Below are 17,527 nucleotides of genomic sequence, written 5' to 3' on the forward strand. Positions count from 1 at the left end.
GCCATCCAGGGCGGCCCGCCGCCGTCCGGCGGGCCCGGCGAACAGCCGGAGGCGAGCGCCCGTGCTTGAGGTCTTCGGCCTGACCAAGCGCTTCGGCGGGCTCGCCGCCGTGAAGGACGTGTCGACCACCTTCGAGCGCGGCCGCATCACGGCCGTGATCGGACCCAATGGGGCCGGCAAGACGACCTTCTTCAATCTCGCGGCCGGCACCTACCGGCCGAGCGCCGGCACCATCCGGCTCGACGGCCAGGACATCACCGGCATGCGGCCGGACCGGGTCGCGCTGCTCGGCCTCGCCCGCACCTTTCAGACCACGACGCTGTTTGAGGATGCGAGCGTGCTCGACAACCTCATCGTCGGCCACCGCCTGCGGACCCGCTCCACCCTGCTGGACGTGGTGCTGAACACGGCACGCCTCAGGAGCGACGAGCGCGCCTGCCGGGCCAAGGCCGAGGAGGCCCTGCGCTTCGTCGGGCTCGAACACGCGGCCTCCCAGGTCGTCGCCGACATCAGCCAGGAGGAGAAGAAGCGGGTCGCCTTCGCGCTGGCGCTCGCCACCGATCCCCGCATCGTGCTGCTCGACGAGCCGGCCGGGGGCGTAAATCCGGAGGAGACGGTCGGGCTCGCGGCGCTGATCCGCAAGATGGCGGAGAGCGGGCTCACCGTCGGCCTGATCGAGCACAAGATGGGCATGGTGATGGGGCTCGCCGACCGGATCGTGGTGCTGGATCACGGCGAGAAGATCGCCGAGGGCACGCCGGCCGAGATCTCCCGCAACGAGGCCGTGATCGAGGCCTATCTCGGCGCCGACCACCCGCAGGTGGCGGAGCCGACCGGAGATCAGCATGCTCCGGTGTGAGAACGCGACCTTGGATTACGGCAGCTACCGGGCCCTGTCCGGCGTGACGCTGCATGTGGATGCGGGCGAGCTCGTCGTCATGCTGGGCGCCAACGGGGCCGGAAAGTCGTCGCTGTTCCTGGCGATCAGCGGCCTGCGCCGCCTCGCCGGCGGCTCCATCCGGCTCGGAGACAGGGACCTGGCCGGCCGCAAGCCGTCCGAAATCGTCGAGGCCGGGCTGGTGCAATGCCCGGAGGGCCGCAAGCTCTTCCCGGGCATGTCGGTCGAGAAGAACCTGATGCTCGGCGCCTATGTGCATCGGGGCGACCCGGCCGGCTCGAAACCCATCCTGGAGCGGGTCTTCGGCATGTTCCCGATCCTTCGGGACAAGCGCAACGACCCGGCCGGCTCGCTGTCCGGCGGCCAGCAGCAGATGGTCGCGATCGGCCGCGCCCTGATGGGACGGCCCAAGGTGCTGTTGCTGGACGAGCCCACGCTCGGGCTGGCCCCGCTGGTGGTCAAGCAGGTCATGGCCGCCATTCGGGACATCAATCGGGCGGGCACCACCGTGCTCCTGGCCGAGCAGAACGCCTATGCGGCCCTGCAGATCGCGGGCCGGGCCTATGTGCTCGAGAGCGGCCGCATCGTCATGGAGGGTCGTCCCGACGAATTGCTCGGGGACGCCCGCATCCGCCGGGCCTATATCGGAGCATGACCCCGAACGGATCCCATTCGGGTCTCGTGGGCGGTGCGGACCGCGGGGGGCCAGGTTCCCTGCGGAGCACCGAACACCCCTTCGCGAACAGCCCGGCACGAGGCTGAGTGGACACCACCAGATCGACAGGGAGGATGAGAATGACCACCAACCGACGCAGCCTTCTGGCCGGTGCGGCCGGCCTTGCGCTGACCGCCGGCACCGCTCGCGCGCAGCAGGAGAGCGTGACCATCGGCTGGACGGGCCCGCTCTCCGGGGGGGCGGCCCTTTACGGCAAGAACACCCTCACCGGCCTCGAAATGGCCGCCAAGGAGATCAACGATGCCGGCGGCCTCGATGTCGGCGGCAAGAAGGTGAAGATCAACGTCGTCGCCCTGGACGACAAGTATTCGCCCTCGGAAGCGGCCGTGAACGCCAAGCGGCTGCGGGCGCAGTACAAGGCGCCGGTGGTGTTCTGCCCGCATTCGGGCGGCAACTTCGCCATGCAGGCGTTCAACGAGCAGGACGGTTTCGTGGTCGCGGCCTATACGAGCGTGCCGCAGATGACGGAGCGCGGCAACAAGCTGACCCTGCGCATCCCGCCCTCCTTTGCCGGCTACGTCACGCCCTTCATCAAGGTCACGATGGAGCGCTTCGGCAAGAAGCTCGGCATGGGCGGCGCCGATCACGACTACGCCAAGGCCTGGGCGGCGCTGATCGCGCCGGCCTGGAAGACGGCCGGCGGCACCGTCGTGGCCGAGAACCCGATGTCCTACAACAAGGACACGGATTTCTACTCGGGCGTGAGCCGGATCACGGCGGCGAGCCCGGACGTGATGTTTGTGGGCGGCGCCTCCGAGCCGACCGCCCTGGTGGTGCGCCAGGCCCGCGAACTCGGGTTCCAGGGCGGGTTCATCGTGATGGACCAGGCCAAGCTCGACGAGATGGCCGCGGTGCTGGGCGGCTACCAGATGCTCGAGGGCTCCATCGGCACGCTGCCCATCGTGTTCGACTCGCGGCCGGGCCCGAAGGACTTCGTGGCCCGCTTCCGCAAGATCTACAGCAAGGACCCGGGCTCGGAATCCTCGCTCAACTACTCGGCCCTGAACGCGGTCGCCGACGCCATGCGGCTCGCCGGCACCACAGCGGACGCGGCCGCGATCCACGCCAAGCTGTCGGACGCCTTCAAGGGCCTGCCGCAGAGCCGCAATCCGTCGGTGATCGGCGGCGTCGACCCCCGCGGCGGCTCCAACGCCCAGCTCCTCGTGGCCACCGTCAAGGACGGCAAGATCGTGCCGATCGACGCGGCGACGGGCGCGCTGCAGAACTGACCTCGCCGGAGCGATCCGGCGAAGATCCCCGGGCCCGGCCCCCGGGGATCCGATCATCCGCCCTTCCGGGGCCGCAAAGCGGCCCGGAAGCCATGCTTGAACGATGGCCCTTGCGTCGGCCCGGCGCCGCATCGCGACCCGACCCGACGTCCGAGGAGGACCCATGCCGCTTTCCGCCGCGACCCGCGACAAGCTCAAGAAAGTCTCCACCGCGACCCTGACCACGGCCCTGTTCAAGCGCGGCCTGCGCAACCAGTGGATCCAGAACGTCCAACCCATCAATCCCTCCGCCGGGCCCATGGTCGGCGAGGCGTTCACCCTGCGCTACATGCCGGCGCGCGAGGACCTGAACCCGATCTCCGTGTTCCAGGACCGCGCCCACCCGCAGCGCAAGGCGGTCGAGGATTGCCCGGCCGGTGCCGTCCTGGTGATCGACAGCCGCCAGGACGCGCGCGCCGCGTCGGCCGGCGCCATCCTGGTCTCGCGCCTGATGGTGCGGGGCGTCGCCGGCGTCGTCACGGACGGCGGCTTCCGGGACACGCCGGAGATCGCCGAGCTCGCCATTCCAGCCTACCACCAGCGGCCCGCGGCCCCAACAAACCTGACCCTGCACCAGGCCATCGACATCAACGTCCCGATCGGCTGCGGCGATGCCCCGGTCTTTCCCGGCGACGTGGTGGTGGGGGATGCCGAGGGCGTGGTCATCCTGCCGGCCCACCTCGCGGCGGAGCTTGCCGACGAGGCGACCGAGATGACGGCCTTCGAGGATTTCGTCATGGAAAAGGTGCTGGACGGCCGCTCGATTCTCGGCCTCTACCCGCCGACGGACCCGAAGACGAACGGGGAGTACGCGGAGTGGCGCAAGGTGAACCGGCGGTGAGCCGGACGCCGCGTCCAGCGCCGGAGAGGTGACATGACCAGCCGCAAAGCCCTCGCCGATCTGCGCTCGCAGCGCTGGTTCGGCCCGGCCGATCTGCGCTCCTTCGGCCACCGCTCGCGCGCCCTGCAGATGGGCTACGAGCGCGAGGACTTTCTCGGCAAGCCGATCGTCGCGATCATCAACACGTGGTCCGACCTCCAGCCGTGCCACCAGCATTTCAAGGCGCGGGTCGAGCACGTGAAGCGCGGCGTCTGGCAGGCCGGCGGCTTTCCGGTCGAGCTGCCGGCTCTGTCCTTGTCCGAAAGCTTCACCAAGCCGACCACCATGCTTTACCGCAATCTGCTCGCGCTCGAGACCGAGGAGTTGCTGCGCCAGCACCCGGTCGACGGCGCCGTGCTGATGGGCGGCTGCGACAAGACCACGCCCGCCACCGTGATGGGCGCGATCTCGATGAACCTGCCCTTCGTGTTCATGCCGGCGGGGCCGATGATGCGCGGCCATTTCGGCGGCACCATCCTGGGGTCCGGCTCCGACGTCTGGAAATACTGGGCCGAGAAGGAAGCCGGCACCATCACGAACCAGCAATGGAACGACATGGAGGCCGGGATCGCCCGCTCGGCCGGCACCTGCATGACGATGGGCACGGCCTCCACCATGACCATCATCACCGAGGCGCTGGGCCTGACGCTGCCCGGCGCCTCCTCGATCCCGGCCGCGGACGCAGCCCATCCCCGCATGGCCGGGGCCTGCGGGCGGCGCATCGTCGACATGATCTGGGAGGACCTGAAACCTTCCGACATCCTGGACCGGCGCTCAGTCCAGAACGCGCTCGTGGTGCACAACGCGCTGGCGGGCTCCACTAACGCCATGATCCATCTCGTGGCGATGGCGGCCCGGGCCGGGATCAAGCTCGATCTGCGCGAGTTCGACGAGGTCGCGGGCCGCGTCCCGGTGATCGCCAACGTGAGGCCGTCCGGCGCCTGGCTGATGGAGGAATTCCACATCGCGGGCGGCACGCTGGCGCTGATGAACCGGCTGCGCGACCTGCTCGACCTGGACGCCCGCACCGTCTCGGGCACCAGCCTCGGCGAGGGCATCGCGGAGGCCAAGGTCTATGACGACGACGTGATCCGGCCGCTGGACAAGCCGATCGCCGCCTCGGGCGGCACCGCCATCCTGTACGGCAACATCGCGCCGCATGGCTGCGTGATCAAACCGCCGGCCGCCGAGGCGCGGCTGCTGCAGCATACCGGCCCGGCGCTGGTCTTCGACCATTACGACGCGATGTCGGCGGCCGTGAACGACCCCGATCTCGACTGCACCGCCGACACGGTGCTGATCCTGCGCAATGCCGGCCCGATCGGCGGCCCCGGCATGCCGGAATGGGGCATGCTGCCCCTGCCCAAGAAGCTGCTGCAGCAGGGCGTGCGCGACATGGTCCGCATCTCGGATGCCCGCATGTCGGGCACGAGTTACGGCGCCTGCATCCTGCACGTCTCACCCGAGGCGGCGGTGGGCGGGCCGCTGGCCGCGGTTCGGAATGGCGACCTCGTGACGGTGGACGTGCCGGCCCGCTCCCTGCACCTGCACGTCTCGGACGAGGAGATCGCGTCGCGTCTGGAGAGCTGGAAGCCGCCCCGGCCCGATTATCCGCGCGGCTACAACCGGCTCTTCGCCCAGCATGTCCGCCAGGCGCACGAGGGTTGCGACTTCGACTTCCTGGAAGGCGCGGGCGGGATCCCGGAGCCCGAGATCCACTAACGGCCGGCCGGCCGCCGGATCAGCGGCGGCGGTCGCCCGACACCCCCCCCAGGGTGTTGCGGATGATCCGTCCGGCCTCCCGGGCGATCTGGGTCGAGGCGGACCGGGCAAAGGATTGCGCGGCCGAGCGGATCACCAGCTCGGTCATGGACATCTTGGCCCGCCCGCCCTTGCCTGAGGCGGCGCCACCGCCGGCCAGCACCGTGCCGAGCTGGCCCAGCAGGCCGCCGAGCCCGCCCGATTCGGCCGCCCCCTGAGCCGCCTCGGCGCCCATGTCCTTGCGCTTGGCCAGCATCTCGTAGGCGCTCTCGCGGTCGAGGGTCTGGTCGTACTTGCCGCGCAGCGGGCTCGCGGCCATCACCTCGCGCCGCTCCGCCTCGGTCAGCGGCCCGACCTGCGCCATCGGCGGCGCGATCCGGGTCCGCTCCACCACGGACGGCACCCCGCCCGGCTCCAGCATGGAAACGAGGGCCTCGCCGACCGCGAGTTCGAGAATGGCCTCGTCGGTGCGGAAGGTCGGGTTCTGCCTGAACGTCTCGGCCGCGGCCCTCACGGCCTTCTGGTCGCGCGGCGTGAAGGCCCGCAGCGCGTGCTGCACCTTGTTGCCGAGCTGACCCAGCACCGCCTCGGGCACATCGAGCGGGTTCTGGGTCACGAAATACACCCCGACCCCCTTGGAGCGGATCAGCCGCACGACCTGCTGCACCGCGTCCAAGAGCGGCTTCGGCGCATCGTTGAAGAGGAGGTGCGCCTCGTCGAAGAAGAAGACGAGCTTCGGCTTGTCGAGATCGCCGACCTCTGGCAGCGTCTCAAACAGCTCCGACAGCATCCAGACCAGGAACGACGCGTAGAGGCGCGGCCGCGTCATCAGCTTGTCGGCCGCCAGGATGTTGATCACGCCGCGGCCGTCGCGGTCCTGGCGGATGAAGTCCGTGAGTTCGAGCGCCGGCTCGCCCAGGAACTTGTCCGCACCCTGGTTCTCCAACACCAGGAGCTGGCGCTGGATGGCCCCGATCGAGGCCTTGGCGAGGTTGCCGTAGCGCTGGATCACGTCGTCCGAGCGGTCGGAGACGAATTGCAGCAGGGCCCGCAGGTCCTTGAGGTCGAGAACCGGGAGGTTGTTGTCGTCCGCAACCCGGAAGGCGATGTTGAGCACGCCCTCCTGCGTGTCGTTCAGCTCGAGAAGCCGCGACAGCAGCAGCGGGCCCATCTCGGTGACGGTGGCCCGGATGGGATGGCCCTGCTCGCCGAAGATGTCCCAGAACACCACCGGAAAGCGGTCGGGCTGGTACGGGATGCCGATCTCGGCCGCCCGCTTGACGAAGACCTCCTTGCCCTGGCCCGGGGCCGCGACGCCGGAGAGATCGCCCTTGATGTCCGCCGCGAAGACCGACACGCCCGCATTGGACAGCCCCTCGGCCAGAACCTGCAGGGTCACGGTCTTGCCGGTGCCGGTCGCGCCGGCCACGAGGCCGTGCCGGTTGGCGAGCTTCAGCGTCAGGTATTCGGGCTTGCCGCTCTTGCCGATCAGAAGCCGCCCGTCCTGCGGCGCGGCCGCCGCACGGGGCGTCAGCTCGGGCGGGGCCGAGGCCGCGGACTCGCCGGCCGGGGCCCGCTCTCCCCACGGGCCGGAGCCGGGCTTCAGCTTGATGCGCGGGATGCCGCCGCCCTTGCCTTCGCCTGCCATCCTCAGTCCCCGCTGATTTGCAGCCTCGCGGGCGGTGTCATACGCAATCGGCCACCGGGCGGCTACACGCGGACCGCCTCAGCCCCAGGAGCGGCACATGGAAGAACTCACCTCCCGCATCGTCCAGGCGACCGGGCTCGACGCGGCCGTGGTCGAGAAGGCGGTCGGTCTCATCCTGGCTTTTCTCGCCAAGGACGGCCCGACCGAAGAGGTGAGCCGGCTGTTCGAGGCCATCCCCGGCGCGCAGCAGGCGGTGGCAACCTCCGGTGACGGCGGCCCCGGCGAAAGCGCCGGCGGGTTGATGGGCATGTTGGGCGGCGGCGGCGTCATGGCGCTCGGCCAGAAGCTGATGGCAGCCGGCGTTCCCATGGGCCAGATGCAGCCGCTTGGGCGCGAGCTCTTCGCCTATGGCCGCGAAAAGGCCGGCGAGGACGTCATGGGACCGATCGTCGGCTCGGTGCCGGGCCTCAGCCAGTTCGTGTGACGGCCGCTGGCGAGCCGCGCAGCGGGCGAGGAGAGGTTAAAGGGGCGCTAACCGGCGGCTGGTAGCCCCGACCGTCGGGCCATGCGCATCCTCCTCGCCAACACGGGCCACCCCTCCGCCATCAAGGGTGGGGCGGAGGCCGCCGTGCTCGACCTCGCCCATGCGCTGGCGGCGCGCGGCCACGCCGTGTCGCTGGTGGTCCACCATGGCGGCCGCGAGCTGGAGGAGAGCCTCGACGGCGGCGTCCGGGTCTACGGGCTGCCGAACCGCAACCTCTATTTCGGCTTCGACGGGGCGCCGCAGCGGCCTGCGGCGCTGCGCCTCGCCTGGCACGGGCTCGACGGCGCCAATCCCTGGAAGGCGCGCGCCTTCGGGCGCATCCTCGACCGTGAACGCCCCGACCTCGTCAACACGCACGTGCTGGTCGGGCTGTCGCAGCTCTGCTGGCGCGAGGCCTCCCGGCGCGGCATCCCCGTGGTCCACTACCTGCACGAATACGGCACCATGTGCCCGCGCGGCTCCGCGTTCAGGGATGGACGTCTCTGCGCCACGCCCTGCCGGCCCTGCGGGCTGCTGACGAGGCCGCGCAAGCGCCTGTCGGCCCTTGTCGACACGGTGGTGGGCGTGAGCCGATTCACGCTTCAGCGCCATGTCGACTGGGGCTTCTTTCCGACCGCTCGCCCGGCGGTGCTGCCCAACATCTTCACCGGGCTAGCCATCCGGCCGCGGCCCCGCCCCGACCCGAACGGGCCGCTGCGCATCGGCTATTTCGGCCGTCTCATTCCGGACAAGGGGGCTCATCTCCTGGTCGAGGCCGCCCGGAGGCTGGCCCCGGGGGGCTGGACCCTGGACATCGCCGGCACGGGCGATCCGTCCTACCTGGCGGCCCTCCAGGCGGCCGCGCCGGCGGGCGTGCGCTTCCTGGGCTGGAGCCGAGCCGAGGCGGTCTTCCCCAAACTCGACATCTCGGTCGTGCCCTCGCTGTGGCCCGACCCGCAGCCCCGGGTCGTGTTCGAATCCTTCATGCACGGCGTCCCGGTGCTGGGCGCCCGGGCCGGCGGCATCCCGGAACAGATCGACGAGGGGCGGACCGGCTGGCTGTTCGAGGCGGGCTCGGCCGGCGACCTCGCCCGGGTGCTGGCCGCGAGACTGGCCGACCGGGCCGACCTCCGGCTCGAGCCGGATTCCTTTGCGGCAAGGCTCTCCCGGCTCGATCCGGCCCGCGTCATCCGGGACTATGAAGCCCTGTTCGAGGACGCGCTGGACCGCCGGCGCACCGAAGCCCCGGGCCCGCACGGGGCGCCCCGGCGGGCCGCCATCGGCAAGGCCGGCTGAGGGCCGCGTTGCCGCCTTTGAATTCACCCCCCCTCACCCTATAAGCACCCGATCCGGCCGCAGCCGGCCTCCCGCGCCGCGGCCGCGCGGGCTTTATGTATGGAGATCCCGTTGATCACCCCCGCTTACGCCCAGGCCGTGCCCGGCATGCCGAGCACGGACATGATCGTGCAATTCGTGCCGTTCATTCTTGTCTTCGTGATCATGTGGTTCCTGATCATCCGGCCGCAGCAGCGCCGTGCGAAGCAGCATCAGGACATGATCAAGTCCGTGCGGCGCGGCGACACGGTCGTCAGCTCCGGCGGTATTCTGGGCCGCGTCACCAAGGTGACGGACGACCCGGAGATCGAGATGGAGATCGCCGACGGCGTCAGGGTCAAGCTCATGCGGGGCATGATCGCCGAGGTCCGCAGCAAGGGCGAGCCGGTCAAGACCTGAGGCCACGGGCCCGTCCCGGCAACGCGCGAAGGCGAGAGAATGCTGCGCTTCTCCCGAACCAAAGTCCTCCTGACGCTGGGGTTTCTGCTCGCCGGCGTGCTGCTCGGCGCGCCGAGCCTGTTCAGCCGCGAGCAGCGCCAGGCCTTCGTGGCCTCGGTGCCGAGCTGGGTTCCGGCCTGGCTCGTGCCGAGCCGGGCCATCGTGCTCGGCCTCGACCTGCAGGGCGGATCGCACCTCCTGCTGGAGGTAGACCAGGCCGACCTCCTGCGCGGCCAGAGCCTGACGCTGCGCGACGACGTGCGGCGTTCGCTGCGCGAGGTCGGGATCACGCCCGAAGGCGGCATTCAGCTCACGCCGCGCGGCGTGCAGATCCGGGTCACGGACGCGACTGCCCGGGCCCGGCTGATGCCCAAGCTGCGTGAGCTCTCCCAACCCATCAACAACGCCATCCTGGGGCCCACCGGCGCCCGCACGCTGGAGATCACGGAGAACCCGAACGGGCTGATCCAGCTTCTCTTCAGCGAAGCCGGAATCACCGATCGGACCCGCCGGGCCGTCGAGCAGGCCATCGAGGTGATCCGCCGCCGCATCGATTCGACCGGCACCGTCGAGCCCTCGATCCAACGCCAGGGCACCGACCGCATCCTGGTGCAGGTGCCGGGTCTGCAGGATCCGAGCCGCCTCGAGGCCCTGCTTGGCCGGACCGCGAAGCTGGAATTCCGTCTTCTCGGCGACACCGGCTCGACCGACACCGAGCTTCTGCCCTCCCGCGACCAGGGCGGGGCCCGCGTCCCGGTGGAGCGCCGCGTCATCGTCAGCGGCTCGGAGCTGACCGATGCGTCGCCCGGTTTCGATTCCCGCACCAATGAGCCGATCGTCAACTTTCGCTTCAGCCTGAAGGGCGCGCAGGCCTTCGGCGAGGCGACGACGCAGAATGTCGGGCGACCGCTCGCCATCGTGCTGGACAACGAGGTGATCTCGTCGCCCCGCATCCTGCAGCCGATCACCGGCGGGGCCGGCCAGATCTCGGGCCGCTTCTCGGTCCAGGACGCGAACGATCTCGCCGTGCTGCTTCGCTCGGGCGCCTTGCCGGCCAAGCTGACCATCGTCGAGCGCCGCACGGTCGGGCCGGGCCTCGGCGCCGACTCGATCGAGGCCGGCAAGCTCGCGACGATCTACGCCGGCATCTTCGTGATCCTGTACATGTTCGCGACCTACGGGGTGTTCGGCTTCATCGCCAACATCGCCCTCCTGGTCCATGTCGGCCTGATCTTCGGCCTCATGTCGGTCATGGAAGCGACGCTGACGCTGCCCGGCATCGCCGGCATCGTGCTGACCATCGGCACGGCGGTCGATTCCAACGTGCTGATCTACGAGCGCATCCGCGAGGAGGCGAAAGCCGGCCGCTCCGTGATCTCGGCCATCCAGGCGGGATTCGACCGCGCCTTCGCGACCATCATCGATTCGAACTCGACCATGGCGATCGCCGCCGTGATCCTGTTCTTCATGGGGTCGGGGCCGGTGCGGGGCTTCGCCGTGGTCTTCATTCTCGGGATCCTGACCACCGTGATCACGGCCGTCACGCTCACCCGGATGATGATCGCCATTTGGTACCATTGGGCCCGCCCCAAGGCGATCCCGTTCTGAGAGCCCGACCGTGATCCTCCAGCGCCTCTATCCGCTGCGCCTCTGGCCCGACGAGAGCCGGTTCGACTTCATGCGGCTGCGACATCTGTCGTTCCCGCTCTCGGCCGCGCTGTCGATCGCCATCGTGTTCACCTTCCTGACCATGGGGCTGAACTACGGCGTCGACTTCAAGGGCGGCACGCTCATCGAGATGCAGCCCAAGGAGAAGGGGCCCTCCGCGATCGCGGCCGTGCGCACCAAGGCGGACTCCTTCGGCTTCGGCGAGGTCGAGGTGCAGGAATTCGGGGCCGAGGGGGGCGTCTCGTTGCGCTTCCCGATCCAGCCCGGCGGCGAGGCCGCGCAGGGCGTGGTGGTGGAGAAGGCCCGCGGCGAGTTCGGGGGAGCCTATAATTTCGAGCGGGTCGAGACCGTCGGGCCCCGGGTATCCGGCGAGCTGGTCCAGTCCGGCACGATCGGCGTCATCCTGTCGGTCCTGGCCGTGCTGGCCTATCTCTGGTTCCGGTTCGAGCGCGAGCTCGCGGTGGCGGCGATCATCGGGACTCTGCACGACATCGTCTTGACGATCGGCTTCTTCGTGATCACCCGGCACGAGTTCAACATGACCTCGATCGCCGCGATCCTGACCATCGTCGGCTATTCGCTGAACGAGACGGTGGTGGTGTTCGACCGCACGCGCGAACTGCTGCGCCGCTACAAGACCATGCCGACCATCGAGCTGTTGAACCTGTCCATCAACACCACGATGTCGCGCACCGCCATCACGTCCATGACCACCATCCTGTCGCTGCTGGCGCTCGTGGTGTTCGGCGGGCGGGCGATCGAGGGCTTCGCCCAGGTGATGCTGGCCGGCGTCTTCATCTGCACCTATTCGGCAATTCTGATCTCCTCCCCGGTGCTGATCTATATCGGCGTGCGGTCGGGCCAGCGCGTTCCCGCCGGCGCGACGGGCGCCGCAGCCGCGCAACCGGCCGAGTGACGGACCCGGCGCCGGCCGGCTTCGTTCCCGGCCGCCACCTGATCGACAGCTACGGCCGTGGCGGGTTCCGCTTCGGCGGGATGTCGCATCGCGGCTCGATCCTGATCCTGCCCTCCGGCATTTCGGCCTGGCCGGTGGAGAGCGCGGCCGGCATCGACCGGGCCTCGCTCCGGCCCGTCCTCGACGCCGACGACGTGGAGTTCCTGCTGATCGGCACCGGGCCCGAGATCGCCATCCTGCCCGAGCGGCTGCGGCTGCCCTTTCGGGAGCGCGGCATCTCCGTCGACACCATGGCCACGGGTGCGGCCGCCCGGACCTACAACGTCCTGCTGGCCGAGAACCGGCGCGTCGCCGCCGCCCTGATCGCCGTCGCATGAGGGCGCAGCCCTGCCCCGGCCGGCGGGACAAACCCGCGGAGCGTCGCTAGCCGTGGCGGCGGAACCGGCGCTCGGGCGCGACGCCGCCTACGGGCATTGCGCGGCGCTGGTGCGCGAGCAGGACCGCGACCGCTACTGGTCGGCGCTCCTGGCCCCCGCCGACAAGCGGCCGCATCTCTTCGCCCTCTACGCCTTCTCGGCCGAGGTGGCGCGAGTGCGGGACGCGATCTCGGCCCCCATGCCGGGCGAGATTCGCCTGCAATGGTGGCGCGACGCGGTGGAAGGGCTCGGACGCGGCGATGTCGGCGCGAACCCGGTCGCAGCAGCGCTGGAAGACACGATCGGGCGCTTCGCCCTGCCCCGTCAGGCGCTGGTGGACCTCATCGATGCCCGGGTGTTCGACCTCTACGACGACCCGATGCCGAGCGTCGGCGATCTCGAAGGCTATCTCGGCGAGACCTCGTCGGCGCTGATCCGACTCGCCTCGCTCGTTCTGGCCGACGGTCAGGATCCCGGCGGCGCCGAGGCCGCTGGCCATGCTGGCGTGGCCTATGGCCTGACCGGGCTTCTGCGGGCCCTGCCCTGGCAGGCCCGTCAGGGCAGACTGTATCTGCCGGCCGACATCCTCCAGCGCCACGGCGCCACCCGGGACGACGTGGTGCGCGGCCGCGGCGGACCCGGCGTCCTGGCCGCGCTGGCCGAGATGCGGATGCTGGCCCGGACCCACCATGCCCGCTTCGCCGAGCTGCGGCCCGACCTGCCGCCGGCGATCCGGACGGCCTTCCTGCCGGCCGCCCTGGTGCCGGGCGACCTCGCCGCGCTGGAGCGCGCGCCCGATCCCCTCGCCTCCTCGCCCGAGCGCCCGGCGTGGCGCCGGCTCGCCTCGATGTGGTGGGCGGCGCGGGGCTAGCTCCTACGGGGCGGCGGCCGCCGACGGGAGGAGCCAGCTCTCAAGATCCGCCCGCGCCCGGTCGGTGAAGGCCCGCTTGCGGGCGACCGCCTTGTCCGAGCCGCGCAGGCGCTTGCCGTCCGGCGCCTTGGGGGCGCGCTCGAGGGGCGGAAACAGCCCGAAATTGACGTTCATCGGCTGGAACGAGCGCGGCGTCTCGGTCGAGGATTCCTCCTCCGCCAGGATGTGCCCGCCCGTGATATGTCGGATCAGCGCGCCGAGCGCGGTGGTGGCGGGCGGCAAGGTGAGAGCCGGCCCACCCCGTTCCGCAGCCGCGAAACGGCCTGCCATGAGGCCCACGGCGGCGCTTTCGACATAGCCCTCGCAGCCCGTGATCTGGCCGGCAAAGCGGAGCTGCGGCCGCACCCGGAGCCTGAGCTCCCCGTCCAGCAGCTTCGGCGAATTCAGATAGGTGTTGCGGTGCAGGCCGCCGAGGCGGGCGAACTCGGCGCCCTCCAGGCCCGGGATGGTGCGGAAGATGCGCACCTGCTCGCCGTGTTTCAGCTTGGTCTGGAACCCCACCATGTTGAACAGGGTGCCGAGGGCGTTGTCCTGCCGAAGCTGCACAACCGCGTAGGGCTTCTCGCCGGGGCGGTGCTGGTTCGTGAGGCCGACCGGCTTCATCGGGCCCCAGCGCAGGGTCTCCGGTCCGCGCTCCGCCATCACCTCGATGGGCAGGCAGCCGTCGAAATAGGGAGTCGAGCTCTCCCATTCCTTGAACGAGGTCTTGTCGCCGGCGACCAGCGCCTCGATGAAGGCATGGTAGCCGTCCCGATCGAGCGGGCAGTTGATGTAGTCGGCTCCGGTGCCGCCGGGGCCGGCCCGGTCGTAGCGCGACTGGAACCAGGCCACGTCCATGTCGATCGTGTCGCGATGCACGATCGGCGCGATGGCGTCGAAGAAGGCGAGTTCGCCCTCACCCGTGAGGGCCTGGACCGCAGCCGCCAGCGCCGGGGAGGTGAGCGGGCCGGTGGCGATCACGGTCGGGCCCCAGCTCTCGGGCGGCAGCCCGGTCATCTCCTCGCGCTCGATCCGAACCAGGGGATGCGCCTCGAGCGCGGCCGTGACGGCGTCCGAGAACCCGTCCCGATCGACCGCGAGGGCCCCGCCGGCCGGCACCTGATGGCGATCGGCCTCCCGCATCACGAGCGAGCCGAGACGGCGCATCTCCTGATGCAGCAATCCGACCGCATTGGTGGAGGCGTCGTCCGACCGAAAGGAGTTCGAGCAGACAAGCTCGGCCAAACCGGAGGTCTTGTGCGCGTCGGTGGTGCGGACGGGCCGCATCTCGTGCAGCACCACAGGCACGCCGGCCTGAGCCGCCTGCCAGGCCGCCTCGGATCCGGCGAGCCCGCCGCCGACGATGTGGATCGGGTCAGCCATCCCTCGGCGTTAGCGGATCGTCCTGCCCCGCGGCAAGCTCCAGACACGAAAACGCCCGCCACAGGGGCGGGCGCTCTCGGTCAGCCGAGCGTTGGACCAGGCTCTCAGCCGATCGAACGGGTGCGGGCCAGCCCTTCGATCTCGAAGCGCGCCACGCCGATGTCGTCGAGCTCGCGGTCCGTGAGCCGCGACAGCTCGCGGACGGTCTCGCGATAGGCGAGATAGGCCTTGATCCTGGCCAGAATAAGGGACGTGAACATCTCTCTCTTCCCCGGTGCCGACAGCACCGCTTCCTTGCTGCACTGCATATAAAGGGCCCACGGACCTCCGGTCAGGGCAGTGGAGCGCTGACAGGTATGCAGTCACGGAATGATGAATCAGATTCATGACCTGCATCACAGAAGTGCATGCAACCAGCGCACGCTAAGCTTCGCAGTGGACGGACAGAACGCCGACCCGCTATCCCGTCCCCACACAATGACGAGGCGAACGTGACCCCTGCTGCCGACGACATCCGAGACCTCCTGCTCCGCATCGCCGAAGCCCTCGAACGCGGCTCGCCGCCCGCCCGCAAGGATGTCCAGATCGGGGCCGCCGACGCCTTCGTGTGGCAGCCCGCGGCGGGGCGGCTCTCGCCCGTGCCCAAGGTGAACCGCGTCGAGATGAGCCTGCTCCGGGGCATCGACCGCATGCGGGACACGCTGGTGGAGAACACGGAGCGGTTCGCGCGCGGGCTGCCCGCCAACAACGCCCTCCTGTGGGGGGCGCGCGGCATGGGCAAGTCGTCCCTGGTGAAGGCCGTCCATGCGGAAGTGAACGCGGCGCCGGAGCGCACCGACCGACCGCTGAAGCTTGTCGAGATCCACCGCGAGGACATCGAGAGCCTGCCGGAGCTGATGAGCATCGTGCGGGACGACCCGCACCGCTTCATCGTGTTCTGCGACGACCTGTCCTTTGACGGGGACGACACCTCGTACAAGTCGCTCAAGGCCGTGCTCGAAGGCGGCATTGAGGGCCGGCCGGAGAACGTGGTCTTCTACGCGACCTCCAACCGCCGCCACCTCCTGCCCCGCGACATGATGGACAACGAGCGCTCGACCGCGATCAACCCGGGCGAGGCAGTCGAGGAGAAGGTGTCGCTCTCGGACCGGTTCGGACTCTGGCTCGGCTTCCACAAATGCAGCCAGGACGAGTACCTGGAGATGGTGTTCGGCTATTCGGCCCGGTTCGGGCTGGACCAGGACCGCGCGGTGCTCCGGGCGCAGGCGCTGGAATGGGCCACCACGCGCGGCGCTCGCTCAGGCCGGACAGCCTGGCAGTTCATCCAGGACGTGGCCGGACGGCAGGGCCGCGCCCTGACCTGAGCCAGGCCGCCGGCTCACCCGCTCGGGCCGGGTGAGCCGGTCAGGGCGGCGACCTCGGCCCGCAGCACCGGCAGGAGTTCCGCCTCGAACCAGGGATGGCGCTTGAGCCAGCTCGAATTGCGCCAGGACGGGTGTGGCAGCGGCAGCAACCGGGGCCGGCGGGGCTCGGCCAGGATCTCCCGCCAGCGCGTGACCGTGCCCGTCAGGCTGCCGGCGCCGCCGAGATGCCAACGCTGGGCGTGCAGGCCAATCAACAGCACGAGGTCCAGGCGCGGCAGGGCCGCGAGCATCGGGGCCCGCCAGAGCGGCGCGCATTCCCGACGGGGCGGCAGATCGCCCCCCTGACGGTCGTGACCCGGAAAGCAGAAGCCCATGGGCACGATCGCGACGCGGTCCGGATCGTAGAAGCGCGACTCGGTCAGGGCGAGCCAGTGCCGCAGCCGCGCACCCGACGGATCGTGGAACGGCACGCCGCTGCGATGGGCCCGGACGCCGGGGGCCGGGCTGGCGATCAGCAGGCGGGCCCTGCCGCTGCCCTGAAAGATCGGCCGCGGCTCGTGCGGCAAGGCGGGGCCGCGCGCCGGGCGCTCGCGACAGACCCGGCAGCAGAGAAGCCGCGTCCCGAGCGATTCGAAGGTCTCAGAGGTCGTGCACGAGCCCGTCATGGGCGACCAGGAAGCCGCAGGCGCGCGCTTCGTCGATGCGGCCGAGCATCGCGGGGCTCATATGGGTCAGCATGATGTGCTCGGTCCGGAAGTGCCGCCGGTTGGCATCGAGCGTCTGCAGCGCGCCGTGGCCGTGGGGGTCGCCGTCCGGCATGAAGCACTCGACGATGAACAGATCCGCCCCGTCCGCGATGCTGAGCAGCGCCTCCGTCCAGGCGGTGTCGCCCGAAAAGGCCAGGAGCTTGCCGCCGCACTGCATCCTGATGCCGGTGGCGGGCGCGCCGGACGGGTGATCGACTTCCTGCGACTCGATGGTGAGGTCCGCAATCCGCAACGGCTCACCGCAGGGCAGGTCGACGAAGGCGAGCGGAAAGCGCCAGGGCAGCGTGGAGGAACCCGGAAAAAACACCTCGAGCGCGGCCATGACCCGCTCCTCCGTCCCGACCGGCCCGACGATGGTGAGCGGCCGCTCGCGCCGACGCTGGAACTGAGCATCCAGCAGGAGAAACGGCAGCCCGCCGAAATGGTCCCCATGCAGGTGGGTGAGGACGATGGCGTCCAGCCGCTCGTGATCCAGATCGGCGCGCTTCAGCTCGACCAGCGTGGTCGCGCCGAAATCGAGGGCCACGGTCGTGGCGCCGCATTCCACCCAGAAGCAGGTATTGGCGCGGCCGCCGGACCCGAAGGCGTCGCCGCAGCCGATCACGCGCAGCCGCAT

The 17,527-nt window shown here is 70.1% G+C and carries 18 protein-coding genes; 13 read left to right on the top strand and 5 right to left on the bottom strand.

Annotation, left to right across the window (positions count from 1 at the left end; translation table 11 throughout):
• The first annotated feature begins 61 nt into the window (after positions 1-61).
• The 5 genes from JWR86_RS11995 (at position 62) to araD (ending at position 5,504) form a co-directional block, all read left to right on the top strand.
• Complete coding sequence (locus JWR86_RS11995) at positions 62-859, top strand: ABC transporter ATP-binding protein (protein ID WP_299565595.1); 798 nt, start codon at positions 62-64, stop codon at positions 857-859.
• The gene (locus JWR86_RS12000; RefSeq protein WP_299565599.1) at positions 846-1,553 is read left to right on the top strand and encodes an ABC transporter ATP-binding protein; all 708 of its coding nucleotides are present in this window, start codon (positions 846-848) and stop codon (positions 1,551-1,553) included. Before JWR86_RS11995 ends, JWR86_RS12000 begins: the two co-directional genes overlap by 14 nt.
• A 140-nt stretch (positions 1,554-1,693) precedes the next feature.
• Entirely contained in the window at positions 1,694-2,863 is a 1,170-nt protein-coding gene (locus JWR86_RS12005) for an ABC transporter substrate-binding protein (RefSeq protein ID WP_299565601.1), read from the top strand.
• 163 nt (positions 2,864-3,026) lie between these two features.
• Positions 3,027-3,743 (top strand): ribonuclease activity regulator RraA, encoded by a 717-nt coding sequence (locus JWR86_RS12010; protein WP_299565604.1) that lies wholly within the window; start codon positions 3,027-3,029, stop codon positions 3,741-3,743.
• 33 nt (positions 3,744-3,776) lie between these two features.
• The gene (gene araD / locus JWR86_RS12015) at positions 3,777-5,504 is read left to right on the top strand and encodes an L-arabinonate dehydratase (RefSeq protein ID WP_299565607.1); all 1,728 of its coding nucleotides are present in this window, start codon (positions 3,777-3,779) and stop codon (positions 5,502-5,504) included.
• A gap of 19 nt (positions 5,505-5,523) precedes the next feature.
• On the opposite strand, the gene JWR86_RS12020 is transcribed toward araD, so the two are convergent.
• The gene (locus JWR86_RS12020; protein WP_299565609.1) at positions 5,524-7,191 is read right to left on the bottom strand and encodes a helicase HerA-like domain-containing protein; all 1,668 of its coding nucleotides are present in this window, start codon (positions 7,189-7,191) and stop codon (positions 5,524-5,526) included.
• A gap of 97 nt (positions 7,192-7,288) precedes the next feature.
• On the opposite strand from JWR86_RS12020, the gene JWR86_RS12025 reads away from it, so the two are divergent.
• The 7 genes from JWR86_RS12025 (at position 7,289) to JWR86_RS12055 (ending at position 13,358) form a co-directional block, all read left to right on the top strand.
• Positions 7,289-7,675 carry a DUF2267 domain-containing protein gene (locus JWR86_RS12025; RefSeq protein ID WP_299565611.1) on the top strand — a complete coding sequence of 129 codons (387 nt, stop codon included), beginning with the start codon at positions 7,289-7,291 and terminating at the stop codon, positions 7,673-7,675.
• A gap of 81 nt (positions 7,676-7,756) precedes the next feature.
• Positions 7,757-9,010: a glycosyltransferase family 4 protein gene (locus JWR86_RS12030; RefSeq protein WP_299565612.1), complete on the top strand. Its 1,254-nt coding sequence runs from the start codon at positions 7,757-7,759 to the stop codon at positions 9,008-9,010.
• Between the two features lie 147 nt (positions 9,011-9,157).
• A complete protein-coding gene (yajC, locus tag JWR86_RS12035) occupies positions 9,158-9,448 on the top strand; it encodes a preprotein translocase subunit YajC (protein ID WP_299565731.1) in 291 nt (96 codons plus the stop codon).
• Between the two features lie 39 nt (positions 9,449-9,487).
• A complete protein-coding gene (secD, locus tag JWR86_RS12040; protein ID WP_299565615.1) occupies positions 9,488-11,095 on the top strand; it encodes a protein translocase subunit SecD in 1,608 nt (535 codons plus the stop codon).
• A 70-nt stretch (positions 11,096-11,165) separates the two neighbouring features.
• Positions 11,166-12,071, top strand: a complete 906-nt coding sequence (secF, locus tag JWR86_RS12045; RefSeq protein WP_299565735.1) for a protein translocase subunit SecF — start codon at positions 11,166-11,168, stop codon at positions 12,069-12,071.
• Complete coding sequence (locus tag JWR86_RS12050) at positions 12,068-12,448, top strand: Mth938-like domain-containing protein (protein ID WP_299565618.1); 381 nt, start codon at positions 12,068-12,070, stop codon at positions 12,446-12,448. Before secF ends, JWR86_RS12050 begins: the two co-directional genes overlap by 4 nt.
• Before the next feature lie 52 nt (positions 12,449-12,500).
• The gene (locus JWR86_RS12055) at positions 12,501-13,358 is read left to right on the top strand and encodes a phytoene/squalene synthase family protein (RefSeq protein ID WP_299565621.1); all 858 of its coding nucleotides are present in this window, start codon (positions 12,501-12,503) and stop codon (positions 13,356-13,358) included.
• A gap of 3 nt (positions 13,359-13,361) precedes the next feature.
• Here JWR86_RS12055 and trmFO read toward each other — a convergent pair whose 3' ends face one another.
• Together trmFO and JWR86_RS12065 are read right to left on the bottom strand one after the other, a co-directional pair.
• Positions 13,362-14,780, bottom strand: a complete 1,419-nt coding sequence (gene trmFO / locus JWR86_RS12060; protein WP_299565624.1) for a methylenetetrahydrofolate--tRNA-(uracil(54)-C(5))-methyltransferase (FADH(2)-oxidizing) TrmFO — start codon at positions 14,778-14,780, stop codon at positions 13,362-13,364.
• Positions 14,781-14,884: 104 nt separating this feature from the next.
• Positions 14,885-15,040, bottom strand: a complete 156-nt coding sequence (locus tag JWR86_RS12065) for a DUF1127 domain-containing protein (protein ID WP_299565627.1) — start codon at positions 15,038-15,040, stop codon at positions 14,885-14,887.
• A gap of 273 nt (positions 15,041-15,313) precedes the next feature.
• Between JWR86_RS12065 and JWR86_RS12070 the strand changes: the two genes are divergently transcribed.
• Positions 15,314-16,144, top strand: coding sequence for an ATP-binding protein (locus JWR86_RS12070; protein WP_299565738.1), 831 nt, complete (start codon positions 15,314-15,316; stop codon positions 16,142-16,144).
• A 14-nt stretch (positions 16,145-16,158) separates the two neighbouring features.
• Here the strand turns inward: JWR86_RS12070 and JWR86_RS12075 are convergent, their stop codons facing one another.
• A complete protein-coding gene (locus JWR86_RS12075; RefSeq protein ID WP_299565629.1) occupies positions 16,159-16,809 on the bottom strand; it encodes a uracil-DNA glycosylase family protein in 651 nt (216 codons plus the stop codon).
• Complete coding sequence (locus tag JWR86_RS12080; RefSeq protein WP_299565632.1) at positions 16,784-17,527, bottom strand: MBL fold metallo-hydrolase; 744 nt, start codon at positions 17,525-17,527, stop codon at positions 16,784-16,786. The genes JWR86_RS12075 and JWR86_RS12080 overlap by 26 nt, the downstream gene beginning before the upstream one ends.

Source organism: Enterovirga sp., from assembly GCF_028290205.1.
Lineage (GTDB): Bacteria > Pseudomonadota > Alphaproteobacteria > Rhizobiales > Beijerinckiaceae > Enterovirga.